The organism is Nocardia sp. NPDC059195 (assembly GCF_042754695.1).
GTDB lineage: Bacteria > Actinomycetota > Actinomycetes > Mycobacteriales > Mycobacteriaceae > Nocardia.
In genome coordinates this window covers 25,994-41,403 of record NZ_JBHZBG010000013.1, presented here as the reverse complement: position 1 = coordinate 41,403, position 15,410 = coordinate 25,994, and the positions used below count along the sequence as shown (strand labels likewise).

Below are 15,410 nucleotides of genomic sequence, written 5' to 3'. Positions count from 1 at the left end.
CAACCCATCCGGAGCAGGGAGGGCCGATGGGCCACATCAGGTTTGCGTGTGACGTCGGCGCACCGGTCGACGCCGCCTTCGCCTACGCCGAGGATTTCCGCCACGGGCCGCAGTGGATGTTCGGTGTCACCGGTGTCGAGCCGCTCGGCGAGCCGGACCAGGGATTGGGCGCCGCCTTCGCGGTGAAAGTCCGGTTGTTCGGACTGATTCCGCTGCGATCATCGGTGGAGATCACCGAATACCGGCGCAATGCCGTTATCGGGTATACCCTGCGTGGGCGGGTATACGGAACCGTTACCCTGCGATTCGATCCACTCGGCTACGAACGGTCGGTGCTGACCTCCGAAGCCGACTATCCACCACCACGCGGCATGTTCGGCCGCCTGTGCCACGGCCTCGTCGACGCGGCCGCGAAATCGGCACTGCGCCGAACGGAATCGCGGTTGCGAAGGGAGATAGAGGCATTCCACGGTACCGATCTTGTCGGCCGCATCGCCTAGGGTGGCGGTCATGATCATCGTGAGCACCGACGGGTCCTGCCTGCGCAATCCCGGTGGTGCCATCGGCTGGGCATGGGTGAATCATTCCGGGCCCGCCGACAGCGGCGGCGCGGCCAGCGGCACCAACCAGATCGCCGAACTCCGCGGCGTACTGGAAGCCATCCTGGCCCACCCCGGCGCCGAACCGATGCTCATCGAGAGCGACTCCCAGTACGCCATCAAGTGCGCCTCGGAATGGATCACCAGCTGGCGACGCAATGGCTGGCGCACCTCCACCGGCGGCGCGGTGAAGAACGTGGAGATCATCAAACAGATCGACCGAGCCATCACCGGCCGCGAAGGACCGGTGCGTTTCCGCTGGGTGCGCGGTCACGTGGGCAACTACTTCAACGAACAAGCCGACAAACTGGCAGGCGAGGCCGCGCGGGCAGTCCGCGACAACCCGGCTCTCGGCCGCGAGGCGGCGCCCATCGAGCAGGAACAAGCGAGGCTTCGGCGCCGCGAACCCGTGGCGCCTGCCCTCACGAACACGGTCTCCACAGGGAAGTCGGTCGCAGAGCACGCGCCGGTGGCAGGGACTCTCACCCTGTTCTAGGTGCGGTGCGACCGGAGTGGGACCGCGCAACGAAACGCCGCGGGCGATGAATCTGCCCGCGGCGTTTCGGTTTGCTCGGTTCCCGGTACTCAGTTCCCTGGTGTCGGGGCAGGGGCCGGGGCAGGCGCGGGGGCCGGAACCGCCGCACCGGGTGCCGTACCGCCCGCGGCGCCGCCGCCGCCGTTCTTGAGCAGCGGCGAGTCCAGCTTGCTGACCAGCCACTTGTCGCCGGAACGCTCGAGGCTCATCTCGATCGCGAACATCATCCGGTCGGGCTCGGTCTGGGTGAAGTTGGTGCGGTACTGGGTCATGGTGACCATGGCCTTGACGTCGTCGGTGCTGCCCGACATGTACGCGCACTGCACGTCTTCGCCGGTCGACTTGACCTGGGCCTGCACCATGGCGCCCTTGAGCGCCTCGCTGGCATCGCTGAACTCCTTGAGGTAGTCGCCCGTGGCGCCCGCCTTCATCGACTCGATGTAGCCGTCGAGATCCTTGGAGTAGTCGTAGTTGGCCAGGATGGCGCCGTAGTCGCAGGCGGCCTTGGTGGACTCGGCGATGGCGTCGAGCTTCTCGGCCTTGTTGTTGTTCTGCAGGAAGAACACCACACCCGCGGTGATCGCGCCGACAGCGACCACACCGGCCACACCTGCGGCGATCCAGCCCGTCGAGCTCGATGTCGCGCTCGGGGCAGCGGCCGGCGCCGGCGCCTCGGTCACGGTCTGTGCTTTGACAGTCGGCTGATCGACCTCGGGAGTCGCCGCCGCACCCTTCACGGTGTCGTCGGCCTTGGCCAGATCGGGCTTGTCTGCCGCGGCAGCATCGGACTTGCTCTGGGCATCGTCGCTGGTCATCGAATCAATCCTGCTCTTTCCCGGCGCACATATCGCACCGATTTTCCGATTATGGTCCGTGAGCCGGGCCACACGTCTTCCCCGCGAGTATGCCCGGTCGAGCTGTGAACAGCCTGGCCGGGCATCACCTCACTTGGCGGGAATCGGCGTCCGCTCCTTCGGGTCGACACCCGGAGGCATCTGCGCGCCGTTATTGGGCACGTTCGGGCGCGGGGCGTTGGCCGAACCACGGATCTGCAGGTCGGAGGTCGGGTTGGTGCAGTAATTCCACTTCGGAATGCTGCCGTCCTGGACCTCTTCGTTGCGCCGGTACTCGGTGTCGTAGTTACACGTCGGACGCGGCCAGACGTCGAGGATGGTGTGGAATTCGCCGTCGTGCGCCGGGGCGCCGATCGCCCCGAGTCCCAGCGCCAGCGACGGGAACAGCAGCCGCATGGCAGGCGTACGCAACTGCGCCGCCCTGGTGATGGCCACGAAGTTGGCCGCCAGCGAACTGATCGGATCGGCCGTCGAATCCAGCACCGCGCCAAGGGTTTCGAACTGAGCGGGCGCGTTGTCGAGCACGCTCTGCAGCTCGGCGTTGGCATTGTTGAACTGCGTGAGCAGTGCACCCGAATTGCTGGTGAGCGTCTGCAGGTCCGGCTGGGCGTTCGAGGTGGTCTCGGCGATCACCCGCAGGTTGGCGATGAGGTTCACCGTCTGCGGAAGCAGATTGTCCAGACCCGCGACCACCAGGCTGACGCCGTTGATCAGGCCACGCAGCTGGTCGGGACCGGCACCGAGCGCGATGTCGAGCTCGTCGAGGATGACGCTGAACTGCTTCGGATCCACCGAGCCGATCAGCGCGCTCGTGTCGTCGAGCACGGCCCACACGGGAACCGGCGTCTGGATCTGCTCCGGGTTGAATTTGATCACCGCACCGTCACTGAGGAACGGGCCGACATCGCTGCGAGGACGGAAGTCGATGTACTGCTCGCCCGCCGCCGACAGCGCCGCCACCTGGATCATGGTGTCGACCGGGATCTTGAAGTCCTTGTCGATCTGCGCCTTGGCGGCGATGGCCTCGCCGTCGTTGATCAGTTCGATCGAGGTGACCTTGCCGATCCGGAATCCGCGCATGGTCACGTCGTTGCCCGGCTGCAGACCGCCGGAGCGGTCCAGGTTGACGGTGACGTCGTACTCGGACCGCAGCGGATTGACCCGCATCACGTTGACCAGCAGGTACGTCCCGCCGAGCAACAACACGACTACCAGCGCGCAGTTCGCCAGCAAGATCTTGCTGCCCGCGAACTTCTTCAGCCTGCTCATCGGTGGCCTCCCACTCGGCCCTGAACGACCTGCAGCACCTGAATGAAGCTGCCGACGAAATCGTTCACATCTTTCATGTCCCAGAGCTTGCTGTTCGCCGGGTCGGTCAGCAGACCCACGTCGAGGTTGGTCAGCGTCGCGTACGGCGCCAGACCCTTACCCTGGAAGGTCTGGTTGGCGCCGGGCCGGATCGCGTGCAACTGGTCCATCACATAACCGAAGTCGCCGCCGGTCGCGGCCAGCGCGTTCATCAGGTTGTCGAGATTGGTGAGCAGTTCGGACAGCTGATCACCGGTGGTGTTGGAGTAGTCACCGATGGCAGCGGTGGCCGTGGCCAGCTTGGTGAGCAGATCACCGATCGCCCGGTTGTTCTCGGCGATCGCGCCGATGGCCTGGGGGAGTGTGTCGGCCACCTGGCCGAGCTGACCCTTGTTGGTCTCGATGGTGTTGGCGAGGGTGTTGAACTCGGTGAGCACCGAGTCGACCTTGGCGCTGTTGGCGTTGAGTTCGCCGATGACGCCGGTCATCTCGTAGATCAGATGCCCCAGCTCACCGCCGTGCCCGTTGAGGATCGAGCCGAGTTCGGTACCGAGCCTGCTCAAGCTGGCGACACCGCCACCGTTGAACAGCATCGACACCGAGATCAGCAGCTCTTCCACCGTGGCGCCGGCCGAGGTGGCGTCCAGCCCGAGGGTCGCGCCCGCCGGCAGGGTCTCCGCGCTGGTGATGTTCTTCGGCTGGTTCAGCGAGATGAAGACGTCACCGAGCGGGGTGGCCTGGCGCAGCTCCGCGGTACTGCCCTTCGGCAGCTTGAAATCGGTGCTGATCTCCATATCGACCAAGGCGGTGAAGTCCTTGGTCTTGATCGACGACACCACGCCGACATCAGAACCACCGACCTTCACCTTGGCCTGGTCGGGCAGGTTCAGCGCGTTGTCGAACTTCGCGTGCAGGGTGTAGGTCTCGCCGCCGGTGCCCGGCTTGGGCAGCGGCAGATCCTCTACGGTGAAGCCACAGCCGGTCGTGATCGTGACCGTGGCCAATGCGGCCGCGGAGAGCAGCGCGCGGCGGGCCTTCATCGTCATTCGCTGGTTCATTTCGTCAGTCCGAGCAGTGCGGCGGTGAGCCCGTAGTCGGGGCCGAAATCCTGGACGTTTCCGGAGCGGCAACCATCGGCCCGCATCTGGATCCGCTCACAGAACACGCTGACGATCTCGCCCGAGAGAGCGGTACCGATCAGCGCGTGCAGGCGGACGAAGCCCTTTTCCTTGTTGATGGCACCGTCGATGTTCTGCATGAGCAGCGGCACCACGTCGACGATCTCGACCAATGCGCCCGAGTTGGCCCGCAACTGGTTGGTGACGGAGGTCAAGCCGGTGAGCGAGGCCGCCAGTTCTTCCTGATGCCCGGCGAAGGTCGTCGAGGTGTTGTTCAGGAACTGGTTGAGCTGGTCGAGCGTGGCCTGCAGACCGGGTGCCTGCTCGGCGAGCAGGCCCGACATGGCGGTCATTCGGTCGCTGAAGTCGCGCACCGACTGATCGTTGTCGGCCAGCATCGTCGTCAGCTCGTTGAGCTTGATGATGATGTTGGAGATGGCGTCCTTGTTGTCGACACCGACCTTCAACGCACCCGAGAGCGCGTCGAGGGTTTCCCTGATCTTCTGGCCGTTGCCGTTGAGCACCGGGTAGAGCACCCGGCCCGACAGCGGGCCGAGACCCTCCTGGCCGGGTTCGGGCTTCAGGGCGGCGGCGAACTGGTCGATGGTCTTGATCATCGTGTCCAGCTCGACCGGTGTCCTGGTCCGCGCCTTGGGCAGGTGATCGCCGGACTTCAGTGTCTCACCGCCGGTGAAAGGCGGGCTGATCTCGATGTGCCGGTTGGTGACGATCGACGGCGAGATGATCGCGGCGATCGCTTCCTTCGGAATCTTCGTGCCCGCGTCGATGGTCATGTGGACCTCGACGTAGGTGCCCTTCGGCACGATCTTGTCGACCTCGCCCACCGCGAGGCCGAGGACCATGACCTCGTTGCCCTCGAACATGCCCGCGATGTTCTCGAAGTCGGCGGTGATCTTGGTCGAGCGGCCGAGCGCGTCGTCGAACTGGCTCGGCAGCAGTGAGCAGCTACCGAGGGCCAGCGCGGTGGTGGCGATCATCATCGTCCGCGCGATGCGGAGCTTGTTGGTCAGTTTCATCCTTGGCACCCCTGGATCACCTGAACGAAGCACAGCCAGTTGTCCGGGAACAACCACGGCAGTGCGACCGAACCGTAGTTACCGTTGCCGAGCGCGTTGTTGAAGTAGCGCGCGGTGGGCTGACCGATCTGCAGCAGCTTGTCGAGATTGTCCTTGTTCTTCTGCAGGCCCTCGGCCATGGTGTTGAGCTGGCTGATGGTGCCGCCGAACTGGTCGCCGTTCTGGGCGCCGATCTCCTCCAGCTGACGGGTCAGCGTGGCGACGTTGTCCAGCAGCTGGCGCAGCAGACTCTGCCGTTCCATCACCCGGTTGGCGATGGCCTCGCCCTGGGTGATGACGAGCAGGATCGAGTTGCGGTTGTCGGCGAGCAGCTGCGTGACCCGGTTGAGGTCCTTGAGCAGGCTGTCGACCTCGCCCTTGCGCTGGTCGACGACCTTGGCGACCGCGCCGACGCTGTCGAGCGCCTGGGCAACCAGCTCCGGCGAATCGCCGAGCTGGGAGTTGATGGTGTTGAGCGAGGCGGCGAGCTTCTTGGTGTCGAGCGCCTCGAACTTCGGCGTACCGACCTGCACCACATCGGCGATGTCGTACGGCACGTCGGTGTTGCTGCGCGGGATCGTCTTGTCCTTCAGGCCCGATCCGTCGCCGGGCGTCAGGTCGACGTAGCGCGCGCCGAGCAGGGTCGCCATCTTGATCGCGGCGTGCGCGTCGGGACCGAGCTTCACCGAGCTGTCCACGTCGAGGGTGATCACCACGTGATCGCCCGCGAGCTTCGCACCGGAGACCGTACCGACCTGCACACCGGAGACCGCGACCTTGTCACCGGTCTTGATTCCCGCGGCCTGCACGAATTCGGCGTCGATGGACTGCTTTCCGAGCCCGATCAACTGGAAGATGCCCGAACCGACCAGCAGCAGCACGATGCACAGCGCACCGACCACACCCAGCCAGAAGTTGCGGTTACCGACGAAGGCTGACTTGATCTTGCTCATCTGCACACCTCGGAGTGGCCGTTGCCACCGATCTGGCTGAACAGACCGCGCGGGAACAGAACCCCGTACAGCGAGATGTCCAGACCACACAGGTAGGCGTTGGCGTGGGTGCCTTCCGATGTCATCCGGCCGAGGTCGGCGAGCATCGAAGGCATGTCGATCGCGACCTGGTCGAGCTTGGCGCCGTTGGCCAGCAGCAGATTCAGCGCCGCGGTGGTCGAGTTCTGGGTCGCCGCCAGCTTCGGCTGGATCTTGGTCATCATCCCGACCAGGGCGGTCGTCGAATCGGCGAGGGTAACCGTGGACGCCTGCAGCGACTGCCCCTGGTCGTAGAGTCCGCCGATCAACGCCCTCGTCTGGGTAACCAGGGTCTCCAATTCATCCCCTCGCTTTGCCAACCCGGCCATCACACCGGACAGGTTGGTGATCACGTCGGACAAGATCGCGTCGCGACGCTGGAAATCGGTGGCCAGCTGGGCCGCCTGAATGATGAACGCCGACAGCGAAACCCCGTCGCCCTGCAGCGCCTGGATCAGGGTCTCCGACATCGCGTTGACCTCGGCGGGCTCGAGCGCCTGGAACAGCGGCTGGAAACCGTTGAGCAGGGCCGAGATATCGAACGAGGGCTCGGTGCGCTCGAGCGGAATGGTGGAACCGCTCTTGAGTGCCTCCGGGCTCGGTGCCGCGCCCGGGGTCAGCGCGACGTAGCGCTGACCGATCAGGTTCTGGTACCTGACCAGGGCCTTGGTGTCGTTGAACAGTGTCTGGTCGCTCTGCACGATGAACGACACCTTGGCGTCGTTCTTGCCGTCGAGCTCGATGTTCTCGACCTTGCCGACGCGCACGCCGGCCATCCGGACATCGTCGCCGGGCCGCAGCCCGAGGACGTCAGTGAAGATCGCGGTGTACTTGCGGGTGTCACCGTCGACCGTGCGGGCCAGTGTGTTCCACACGACCACGGTGACCAGCAGTGAGACGAGCGCGAAGATACTGAACCCGATCAGTGGCTTGCGGATACTCATGCGCCACCCCCGTTTTCGGACACTTGCAGGGTTCCGCCCTTCAAAATCGGACCGAGCAGCAGATATTCGGACGCGTTCGGCTTGCGACCGAGCAGCTGAGTCATCGCCGCGTCACCGGTGTAGGAGATCGGTGTGGCGGCAGGCACCGTCGCCGGAGCGGGCGCCGCGGCCGGAGCGGCCGCGGGAGCGGGCGCACCACCCAGCCCGGGCAGACCCGGAATCTGGATCGACGGGACGAGGCCCTCGAGCGGCGTGCCTTGGAACGGCTTGATCTCGGTGCCGTTGGCCGTGTGCATCGGCGCGACACCGGGACTGGTCAGACCCGGAATATCGGGCATGCCGGGCAGCGAGACCAGCGGCGGTAGGCCTGCGGCCGCGTCGAGCTTGCGCGGACGCAGGTTGTCCGGAATCGGCGGCAGGGAGACCTCAGCCGGTGCGGTGAAGCAGCTCGGGCCGAGCAGGTCGCCGTAGCGCGGGCAGTCGGCGGCGGTGTTGGGCTTGTACGGCGTCAGCGTGATGCCGGCGTTCCACACCATCTGCTTACCGCTCGGGCCACCGTGGAAGGTGGTGTTGAGCTGAGCCAGCGAGGGACCGAAGACCTGGAAGGTCCTGGTGATCGACGCGGGGTCGGCGGCCAGCGCACCCAGGGTGGCGTTCATGCCGACCGTAGCTTCCTTGCCCACATCGGGATTCGATGCGAACAGGTCGTTCACCCGGTCAGTGGTGGCGCTCGCACCGGCCAGCAGCGCGATCAGCTGTTCACGCTTGGTGGCGATGGTGTTCGCGGTCTGCACCGAGGAGCCGAGCACGTTGAGCAGTTCCGGCGCCGACTGGTTGAGCGCGTGCGCCGAGTTGGCGAAGTTGTCGAGCATGCCGCCCAGGTTCGGGCCCGCGTCAGCGACCGTGGTGAGCCAGTGGTCGAGGCGCTGGATGGTCGAGCCGGGGACCCGGCCGCTGCCGTCGAGTGCCTGGGTGAGCGTGCCGAGCACGCGTCCCAGCTGCACCGGGTCGACCTCGTTGAGGATGTCGCGCACCGTGGTGAGCGTGTCCTGCAGCGCGATCGTGCCCTGGCTGCGGTCCTCGGCGATCTGCGAACCTTCCTTCAGGTGCTGGCTGTTCGCGCCGTTGTAGACCAGCTCGACGGAGGTGACCGCGAACAGGTTGGACGGCACCACGCGTGCGGTGACGGTGTTCGGGATGCCGTCGGCGAACTCGGGCTTGAGCTCGATGTTCACCTTCTGCTCGCCGCTCTTGCGGATATCGACGTTCTTCACGACGCCGACGAGCAGGCCGCGGAACTTCACGTCGGCATTGGACGGTAGGCCGTCACCGGTGGTCGACAGGTTCGCGACCACATTGACCTTCGGGACGAAATATCCCTGGTACCTGGCGGTGAGGAAGCCGAGGATGATCGCGAAGACGATCAGACCGGAGATACCCGCCACGTACAGCTGTTTCATGGTGGGCCCGCGCCCACTCGGATCGATGATCATCGCGCCCCTACCCCGAGATCCTGATGCCGGGGTCGATGCCCCAGATCGCCAATGTCATGACGAGGTCGGCGAACACGACCAGGATGATGCACATCTTGATCGCGCGGCCGGCCGCAACGCCGACGCCTTCGGGACCACCCGAGGCGAAGAAGCCGTAGTAGCACTGGATGAACGTCGTGATCATGACGAAGATAATCGCCTTGAGCAGCGAGTAGAGCACGTCCACCGGTACCAGGAATTGGTAGAAGTAGTGCGAGTAGGTGCCCGATGCGGTACCGCCGATCAACTGCACGGTGACCGAGCAGGACAGGTATGCCATCGCCAAGCCGAGGCAGTACAGCGGCACGATCGCCATCACCGCGGCCATCATCCTGGTGCTGACCAGGTAGGGCAGCGGGCGGATGGCGATCGATTCGAGCGCGTCGATCTCCTCGGAGATGCGCATGGCGCCCAGCTGAGCGGTGAATCGACAGCCTGCCTGGGTGGCGAAGGCCAGTGCCGCCAGCAGCGGGCCGATCTCACGGGTGGTGGCGAAGGCCGAGATCGCGCCCGTGAGGGGGCTCAACCCGAGCAGGTTCAGCGAGGTGTGGCCCTGAATAGCAACCAGCATGCCGCCGAAGGCACTGATGATCAGGATGACGCCGATGGTGCCACCACCGACGACGATATTGCCGTTACCCCAGGAGACGTCGGAAAGCAGACGCCAGATCTCCCTCGGGTACTGCTTGAAGGCCAGCGGGATGGAGCCGACCGAACGCAGGAAGAAGAAGACTTGGTGGCCCAGGCGCGCGAGCAGGCCGCCGGGCGCCTTGCCCGCCTTCTTGAGCGTGTTCAGCGGCCGCAATAGCGGCGGTACGTAAGTAGATGACATGGCTCAGACCACCTGGGGAGGGAAGACGACGGCGTAGATCTGGGTGATCACCACGTTGACACCGAGCAGCATGACGGTGGAGCTGACCACCGCGGAGTTCACCGCGTTGGCGACGCCGCCGGGGCCACCGCGCGCGTTGAGGCCGCAGTCGCAGGCGATGATCGAGGCGATCAGACCGAAGATGACCGACTTCAGCAGCGCCACCGCCAGGTCGCGGGTGACCGCGAACGAAGCGAAGGTGCTCATGTAGGAGCCGGGCGTACCGCCCTGGGCGAAGATGTTGAACATGTAGCCGGTGAGGAAGCCGACGAAGACAACGAAGCCGCAGAGCAGGAAGCTGACCAGCATCGCGGCGCCGAGGCGGGGAGCCACCAGGCGGCGCAGCGGGTCGACACCCATGACCTTCATCGCGTCGATCTCTTCACGGATGGTGCGCGAGCCGAGGTCGGCGCAGATGGCCGAACCGACGGCACCCGCGATCATCAGCGCGGTAACCAGTGGGGCGCCCTGCTGAATGATGCCGAGGCCGTTGGCCGCGCCGATGAACGAAGTGGCACCGACCTGACCCGCGACCGCGCCGACCTGGATGGAAACGATCACCGCGATCGGGATGGCGACCAGCAGTGTCGGCGCCGCGGCGACACTGGACATGAACGCGGACTGCCGAACGAACTCATCGAAAGGAAAACGCCGACGGAAGATCGCGACGAACAACTCCGTGATCGCTTCGATACCCATCGTGATCTGTCGACCGAAGGTTTCCAGCGACTTCTTCGGATGGTCGTCCCAAAGGCCCTTCGTCCAGTCGGCAGCCTCACTGACTCGTGAACGTGTGGGCGGACTCTCGGTCGACTGCACTGCATAACCCCTCTCGACGCCGGACCCTCAACGCCCCGGCGACTTGTTTGCTTGACGCACCTTACTACGGAGTAGCCCAGAACACATCACCGACATGTGAGCGCAGTCATAGATAGAGGTCACTGTCCGAAACGGCTATGAAACCGGCCATAGCGGACCCTACAGTCCGTAATTCCGGGATTCCAGGGATTACGCGCGAAGGCCTATTCCCGCACGGTTTCCCCGTACCAGCGGTCGCGGTAAAGGAATATTGCGGAAGTTTGTCATTCATAACGAAACCCTCTTCGAATTATCCGAACACATCACGCGAGAAACACGAACGACGCGCTGCGGCAAGATTGCAATAGGGAATCGCTATGACAGCGCCTGCTCGGCGGCGCGCGCGACTCGCCCAGCAAACGCACCGGTCCGGAGGCGCGCCCGGGACCGAATACAGGCACGATAGACAGACCGTATTGATATCGTCCGAACTTCCGACATCTGGAGGGACATGTTCAGCAAACTCGCCAAGGTGGCCAACACCGCCTTCGCTCTAGCCCTCGGTGCAGCTCTGCTCGGCACCGGTGCGGCACACGCGCAAGCAGGCCCCCCGGTGATCGGCGGCGGCTCCGGCATCGTGATCGACAACGCGTTCGAGTGCACCGTCACCACGGTCGGACACGACGGCGCAGGCAGGCTGGTCGGCCTGACAGCGGGTCACTGCGGCGACGCCGGGGCCACCGTCAGCGCGGAGGTGGATCGCGGCTACGGCGAGATCGGCCGGTTCGTACACAGCGATGCCGAACTCGACTACGCGGTCATCGAGTTCACGCCCGGCCGGATCACCCCGGTCAACCGGATCGGCAACGTCACCATCACCGGTATCGGCGGGCCAGCGCAGTTCCCGACGATCGTCTGCAAGGAAGGCCGGACCACCGGCAACACCTGCGGCATCACCTGGGGCGACGTCTTCGCGACCAACACCGAGACCTGGTCGCAGATGTGCGTGGTCGAGGGCGATTCCGGCGCGCCGGTCGTGGTCGGCTCCACCCTGGTCGGCATGGTCAACGCCTACCTGGCCCTGGCCTGTGTCGGGCCAGAGGTCGGGACGAACATGAACTCGATCATGGACGACATCAACGCCCGCGGCGGTGTCGGTACGGGTTTCCACCCGATCTAGCGCCTTTCAACTCCCCGGATGTCGAGCGGGTCGCGTGGTTGTCCACGCGGCCCGATTTTGTTATGTGGCAAGTGATTTCGGCGCGATCGCGGGTCCGTCGGCGCCCGCGCAGTGCGGCAGGCAGTCGACACGTTCGGGCTGTGGCGGCTGACGCGGCACGCGAAGCAGAACCGCGGCGATCCCCGCGCCGATCAGGAGCAGCAGCGCGCACCAGCGCATCGCGGTGTCGAAGCCGGCGGCGAAGGCCACCGGATTGTCGAACGCACCGGACAACCCGGCCAGCCCGGGCAACGCCGCCACGGCGAGTAGCTGTGCCGTTCGCGCGACGGCGTTGTTCACCCCGGACGCGATGCCTGCCTCGCCCGCGCGCACCGCGGCGAGCACCGCGCCGGTCAACGGCGCTACCAGCACCGACAGCCCGAGCCCGAAGACGAATACGCCGGGCAGCACATCGGTGAGATAGACCGCGCCGGGTCCGATCCGCTGCAGCGCGAACACCCCGCCCGCGGCCAGCAGCGGACCGATCGTCATCGGAATCCGCGGCCCGTGCCGCTGCGCCCACCGTCCCGCCGGTGCCGAGAGCACCAGCATCAGCAGCGTGACGGGCAGTCCCGCGGCGCCCGACGCCATCGGCGAGTACCCGGCGACCAGCTGCAATTGCAGGACCAGCAGGAAGAAGACGCCACCGAGCGCGGCATACACGAGCAACGTCACCAGATTCGCCGCCGTGAACACCCGCGACCGGAACAGCGACGGCGGTACCAGCGGATTCCGGCTGCGCAGTTCCACCAGCACGAAACACACCAGCGCGGCCACCCCGACCGCGACCAGCACGACCCGGGAATCGATGAGCCCCAGCGTGAGGGCGCCGAGCCCGAGGGCGACGATCACCGCGCCGGGCACGTCGATCCGCGCGGGCGCCTCCGGATCACGACTCTCCGGCACGTATTTGAGCGTGACGACGGCGACGACCAGCGCGAGCGGCACATTGAGCAGGAAGATCGCCCGCCAGCCGACCAGATCGATCAGCCCACCACCGAGCAACGGCCCGAACGCACCGGCCACCCCGCCGAGACCGGACCACAGTCCGATCGCACTGCCCTGATCGCCTCGATCGATCGACGCCGAGATCAGCGCCAGACTCCCCGGTGTGAGCAGCGCGCCTGCCACGCCCTGCAGCAACCGCGCGCCGACGAGCATCTCGATGTTCACCGCGACCGCGCACAACAGCGAGGTGATCGCGAATCCGATGATCCCCCAGATGAATACCCGGCGCCGGCCGAGCCGGTCGCCGAGCGAACCGCCGAGCAGGATGAACGAGGCGAGGGTGAGGGTGTAGCCGTTGACGGTCCACTGCAACCCGGCGACATCGGTGTGCAGTGATTCGCCGATGCGTGGCAGCGCCACGGAGACGACGGTGGCGTCCAGCGACGCCATCGAGGAGCCGAGGATGGTGGCGAGCAGAATCCACCGGCCCGTGGCCGAGTTCAGCCGAACCGTCTGGGGCACCACCCCAAACTAGCCGCCACCGGCGTCTTTCGTCGGACTACAGGCTCTCCACGCAGACGACGACACGGCGCTCGGCGTATTTGAAGCCCGAATCGGCGGCGTCGGGGCAGTCGTCGACGCTGTCGGAGTCCTTGTTGATCGTGATCACCTTGACCGGTTCGGTCCCGCCCTCGCTGCACTCGATGCGCTTGGGTTCGTCGCCGCCCACGTCGATGCAGCCGCCGATGACCCAGTCGATGTCGAGGCACAGCGCGCCGGTCTCGATGCCGTTGAGCGTCTCGGCGTAGAAGTTGTCGCGGTCGCCGACGCAGCCGTTGCTGGTCTTGGCCTTGGCGATGACCTTGTAGTTCGACGAGCGGCTACCGCACGCGGCCTTCTCGATGGTCGCGTCGTTGACCGTGCCGCCGAGCGACACGCAGTCCCCGATATTGGCCTGGAAGTCGGTCTTGCCGCCCTTGCTCGACGTCGGCGCCGGCTTGGTGGTGGTCGACTTGCCCGGCTTGGTGGTCGGCGTCGCGGTGCTGGTGGCGGGGACGACGTCGATCGCGGGCTGGGCGTAGCCGTCGATCTTGCCACCGCAGGCGGTCGCGACCAGCGCGGTTACCGTGATGGCGAGCGCGCCGACGAACCGTCCCACTACCTTGCGCCGACCCGATCGAGCATGCGACCGCGACGGTGCGGAGGGTCGGCTCTGGTGCAAATCTGCGAACACCCATTGTGAATACACCACCGGAGCCACCCCCGTCGACTCGAGTCCGATCGCCGGGTCACTGCGATACCCTTGGGATTCCGGTCGCCACGTGCGGCGCAGGCCCCCGATCGTGTATCAGGAGGTCACCGTGAGTAGTACTCCAGCACCAGTACCGACCGGCGATTTCGCGGCGCCACGGCAGATGGTGGTCGATCCGCGCTTCATCCGTCTCGCCGATCATTTCTTCGGGATGTTCGCCCAGCCCAATCGCGGTGGCGGTGCGCTGGCCATCTATCTGGACGGCAGCCCGGTCGTCGATATCTGGGCCGGCTGGGCGGCCAAGGATCAGCGCTGGACCGGCGAGAACGTCGCGCTCACCTTCTCCACCGGCAAGGGCGTCGCCGCCACCGTGCTGCATCGGGTGGCCGAGCGCGGGCTCATCGATTACGAGGAGCCGGTGGCCACCTACTGGCCGGAGTTCGGGGCGCACGGCAAGGACGACATCACCGTGCGTGACGTGCTGTCCCATCGCGCGGGCCTGCACCGGGTGCGCGGGCTGGTGCCCGGTCGCGAGGGCATTCTCGACTACGACGCGGTGGTGACCGCCCTCGCCGAGAGTCCCGCCGACCCGCGCCGTCTCCGTACCTCGGGCTATCACGCGATCACCTTCGGCTGGCTGGTGGCCGAGATCGTGCAGCGGGTCACCGGCGATCCGTTCACCGAGGTACTGCGCCGAGAAGTGGCGCGGCCCTTGGGAATCGACGAGTTCTGGTTCCAGGTGCCGCCGGGCGAGCGGTATCGGATCGCGAAGATCTTTCCGCATCTGGCGCCACCGGGAATCCGCTGGAACACCGCGTCGTCGGTGCTGTCGTGGGTGCGGCCCGCGCGCGGGCTGGCCGAGGCGGGCATGCCGGAGGGTTTCGACGAACTCGTCCGCGATCCACGGGTGCACGATGCGGTGATGCCCGGCTGGAACGGGGTGTTCTCGGCGCGGGCGCTGGCCAGGATGTACGGCGCACTCGCCAACGACGGGCAGGTGGGCGAGGTGCGGTTCCTGCGGCCGGAGACGATCGAGACGATCAACCGGACCCAGCAGACCAGCAGCCGCGACTATGTCCTCGGACTACCGCTGCGATTCACTCTCGGCTATCACCGGCCGGTGCTGATGACCAAGCAGCAACCGCGCAATGCCTTCGGTCACTACGGTGTCGGCGGTTCCGGTGCGTACGCCGATCCCGATCTGGGAATGTCGATCGCGTTCGTCACCAATCGGCTGGGCGGGGCCCTCACCGCGCTCGGTGACGCACGCTTGGCCAAGTTGGCGGCGATCGCGCAGGGGACCGTGCGCACGGCCCGTTCCTGAT

The 15,410-nt window shown here is 66.0% G+C and carries 15 protein-coding genes; 4 read left to right on the top strand and 11 right to left on the bottom strand.

The window, feature by feature from the left end:
• Positions 1-26: 26 nt before the first annotated feature.
• A complete protein-coding gene (locus tag ACFXKN_RS18380; protein ID WP_378947377.1) occupies positions 27-500 on the top strand; it encodes an SRPBCC family protein in 474 nt (157 codons plus the stop codon).
• A gap of 10 nt (positions 501-510) precedes the next feature.
• A complete protein-coding gene (locus ACFXKN_RS18375; protein WP_378947374.1) occupies positions 511-1,095 on the top strand; it encodes a ribonuclease H in 585 nt (194 codons plus the stop codon).
• Between the two features lie 89 nt (positions 1,096-1,184).
• On the opposite strand, the gene ACFXKN_RS18370 is transcribed toward ACFXKN_RS18375, so the two are convergent.
• The 9 genes from ACFXKN_RS18370 to ACFXKN_RS18330 form a co-directional block, all read right to left on the bottom strand.
• The gene (locus ACFXKN_RS18370) at positions 1,185-1,949 is read right to left on the bottom strand and encodes a hypothetical protein (protein ID WP_379433446.1); all 765 of its coding nucleotides are present in this window, start codon (positions 1,947-1,949) and stop codon (positions 1,185-1,187) included.
• Positions 1,950-2,078: 129 nt separating this feature from the next.
• Positions 2,079-3,257 carry an MlaD family protein gene (locus tag ACFXKN_RS18365; RefSeq protein WP_379433445.1) on the bottom strand — a complete coding sequence of 393 codons (1,179 nt, stop codon included), beginning with the start codon at positions 3,255-3,257 and terminating at the stop codon, positions 2,079-2,081.
• Positions 3,254-4,342 carry an MCE family protein gene (locus ACFXKN_RS18360; protein ID WP_378947363.1) on the bottom strand — a complete coding sequence of 363 codons (1,089 nt, stop codon included), beginning with the start codon at positions 4,340-4,342 and terminating at the stop codon, positions 3,254-3,256. The genes ACFXKN_RS18365 and ACFXKN_RS18360 overlap by 4 nt, the downstream gene beginning before the upstream one ends.
• A gap of 8 nt (positions 4,343-4,350) precedes the next feature.
• On the bottom strand, positions 4,351-5,451 hold the full coding sequence (locus ACFXKN_RS18355; RefSeq protein ID WP_379433444.1) for an MlaD family protein: 1,101 nt from the start codon (positions 5,449-5,451) through the stop codon (positions 4,351-4,353).
• Positions 5,448-6,443 (bottom strand): MCE family protein, encoded by a 996-nt coding sequence (locus ACFXKN_RS18350; RefSeq protein ID WP_379433443.1) that lies wholly within the window; start codon positions 6,441-6,443, stop codon positions 5,448-5,450. Before ACFXKN_RS18350 ends, ACFXKN_RS18355 begins: the two co-directional genes overlap by 4 nt.
• Positions 6,440-7,465 carry an MCE family protein gene (locus ACFXKN_RS18345; RefSeq protein ID WP_378947354.1) on the bottom strand — a complete coding sequence of 342 codons (1,026 nt, stop codon included), beginning with the start codon at positions 7,463-7,465 and terminating at the stop codon, positions 6,440-6,442. Before ACFXKN_RS18345 ends, ACFXKN_RS18350 begins: the two co-directional genes overlap by 4 nt.
• Complete coding sequence (locus ACFXKN_RS18340) at positions 7,462-8,958, bottom strand: MCE family protein (RefSeq protein WP_379433442.1); 1,497 nt, start codon at positions 8,956-8,958, stop codon at positions 7,462-7,464. The genes ACFXKN_RS18345 and ACFXKN_RS18340 overlap by 4 nt, the downstream gene beginning before the upstream one ends.
• Before the next feature lie 7 nt (positions 8,959-8,965).
• Positions 8,966-9,829, bottom strand: a complete 864-nt coding sequence (locus ACFXKN_RS18335; RefSeq protein ID WP_379433441.1) for an MlaE family ABC transporter permease — start codon at positions 9,827-9,829, stop codon at positions 8,966-8,968.
• Between the two features lie 3 nt (positions 9,830-9,832).
• On the bottom strand, positions 9,833-10,687 hold the full coding sequence (locus tag ACFXKN_RS18330; RefSeq protein WP_378947345.1) for an MlaE family ABC transporter permease: 855 nt from the start codon (positions 10,685-10,687) through the stop codon (positions 9,833-9,835).
• A gap of 490 nt (positions 10,688-11,177) precedes the next feature.
• Here ACFXKN_RS18330 and ACFXKN_RS18325 point away from each other — a divergent pair, with 490 nt between their 5' ends.
• Positions 11,178-11,846, top strand: a complete 669-nt coding sequence (locus tag ACFXKN_RS18325; protein ID WP_378947342.1) for a S1 family peptidase — start codon at positions 11,178-11,180, stop codon at positions 11,844-11,846.
• Positions 11,847-11,906: 60 nt separating this feature from the next.
• On the opposite strand, the gene ACFXKN_RS18320 is transcribed toward ACFXKN_RS18325, so the two are convergent.
• A complete protein-coding gene (locus ACFXKN_RS18320; RefSeq protein WP_378947339.1) occupies positions 11,907-13,358 on the bottom strand; it encodes an MFS transporter in 1,452 nt (483 codons plus the stop codon).
• A gap of 34 nt (positions 13,359-13,392) precedes the next feature.
• On the bottom strand, positions 13,393-13,992 hold the full coding sequence (locus tag ACFXKN_RS18315; RefSeq protein WP_378947332.1) for a hypothetical protein: 600 nt from the start codon (positions 13,990-13,992) through the stop codon (positions 13,393-13,395).
• Positions 13,993-14,248: 256 nt separating this feature from the next.
• Between ACFXKN_RS18315 and ACFXKN_RS18310 the strand changes: the two genes are divergently transcribed.
• Entirely contained in the window at positions 14,249-15,409 is a 1,161-nt protein-coding gene (locus tag ACFXKN_RS18310) for a serine hydrolase domain-containing protein (protein WP_378948194.1), read from the top strand.
• Position 15,410 lies beyond the last annotated feature (1 nt).

What these genes read in the sequence shown, in the direction of transcription:
- ACFXKN_RS18365 (WP_379433445.1), bottom strand. Translation starts at nt 3,257, where the DNA reads ATGAGCAGGCTGAAGAAGTTCGCGGGCAGCAAGATCTTGCTGGCGAAC.
- ACFXKN_RS18375 (WP_378947374.1), top strand. Translation starts at nt 511, where the DNA reads ATGATCATCGTGAGCACCGACGGGTCCTGCCTGCGCAATCCCGGTGGT.
- ACFXKN_RS18370 (WP_379433446.1), bottom strand. Translation starts at nt 1,949, where the DNA reads ATGACCAGCGACGATGCCCAGAGCAAGTCCGATGCTGCCGCGGCAGAC.
- ACFXKN_RS18355 (WP_379433444.1), bottom strand. Translation starts at nt 5,451, where the DNA reads ATGAAACTGACCAACAAGCTCCGCATCGCGCGGACGATGATGATCGCC.
- ACFXKN_RS18360 (WP_378947363.1), bottom strand. Translation starts at nt 4,342, where the DNA reads ATGACGATGAAGGCCCGCCGCGCGCTGCTCTCCGCGGCCGCATTGGCC.
- ACFXKN_RS18345 (WP_378947354.1), bottom strand. Translation starts at nt 7,465, where the DNA reads ATGAGTATCCGCAAGCCACTGATCGGGTTCAGTATCTTCGCGCTCGTC.
- ACFXKN_RS18335 (WP_379433441.1), bottom strand. Translation starts at nt 9,829, where the DNA reads ATGTCATCTACTTACGTACCGCCGCTATTGCGGCCGCTGAACACGCTC.
- ACFXKN_RS18340 (WP_379433442.1), bottom strand. Translation starts at nt 8,958, where the DNA reads ATGATCATCGATCCGAGTGGGCGCGGGCCCACCATGAAACAGCTGTAC.
- ACFXKN_RS18310 (WP_378948194.1), top strand. Translation starts at nt 14,249, where the DNA reads ATGGTGGTCGATCCGCGCTTCATCCGTCTCGCCGATCATTTCTTCGGG.
- ACFXKN_RS18325 (WP_378947342.1), top strand. Translation starts at nt 11,178, where the DNA reads ATGTTCAGCAAACTCGCCAAGGTGGCCAACACCGCCTTCGCTCTAGCC.
- ACFXKN_RS18380 (WP_378947377.1), top strand. Translation starts at nt 27, where the DNA reads ATGGGCCACATCAGGTTTGCGTGTGACGTCGGCGCACCGGTCGACGCC.
- ACFXKN_RS18350 (WP_379433443.1), bottom strand. Translation starts at nt 6,443, where the DNA reads ATGAGCAAGATCAAGTCAGCCTTCGTCGGTAACCGCAACTTCTGGCTG.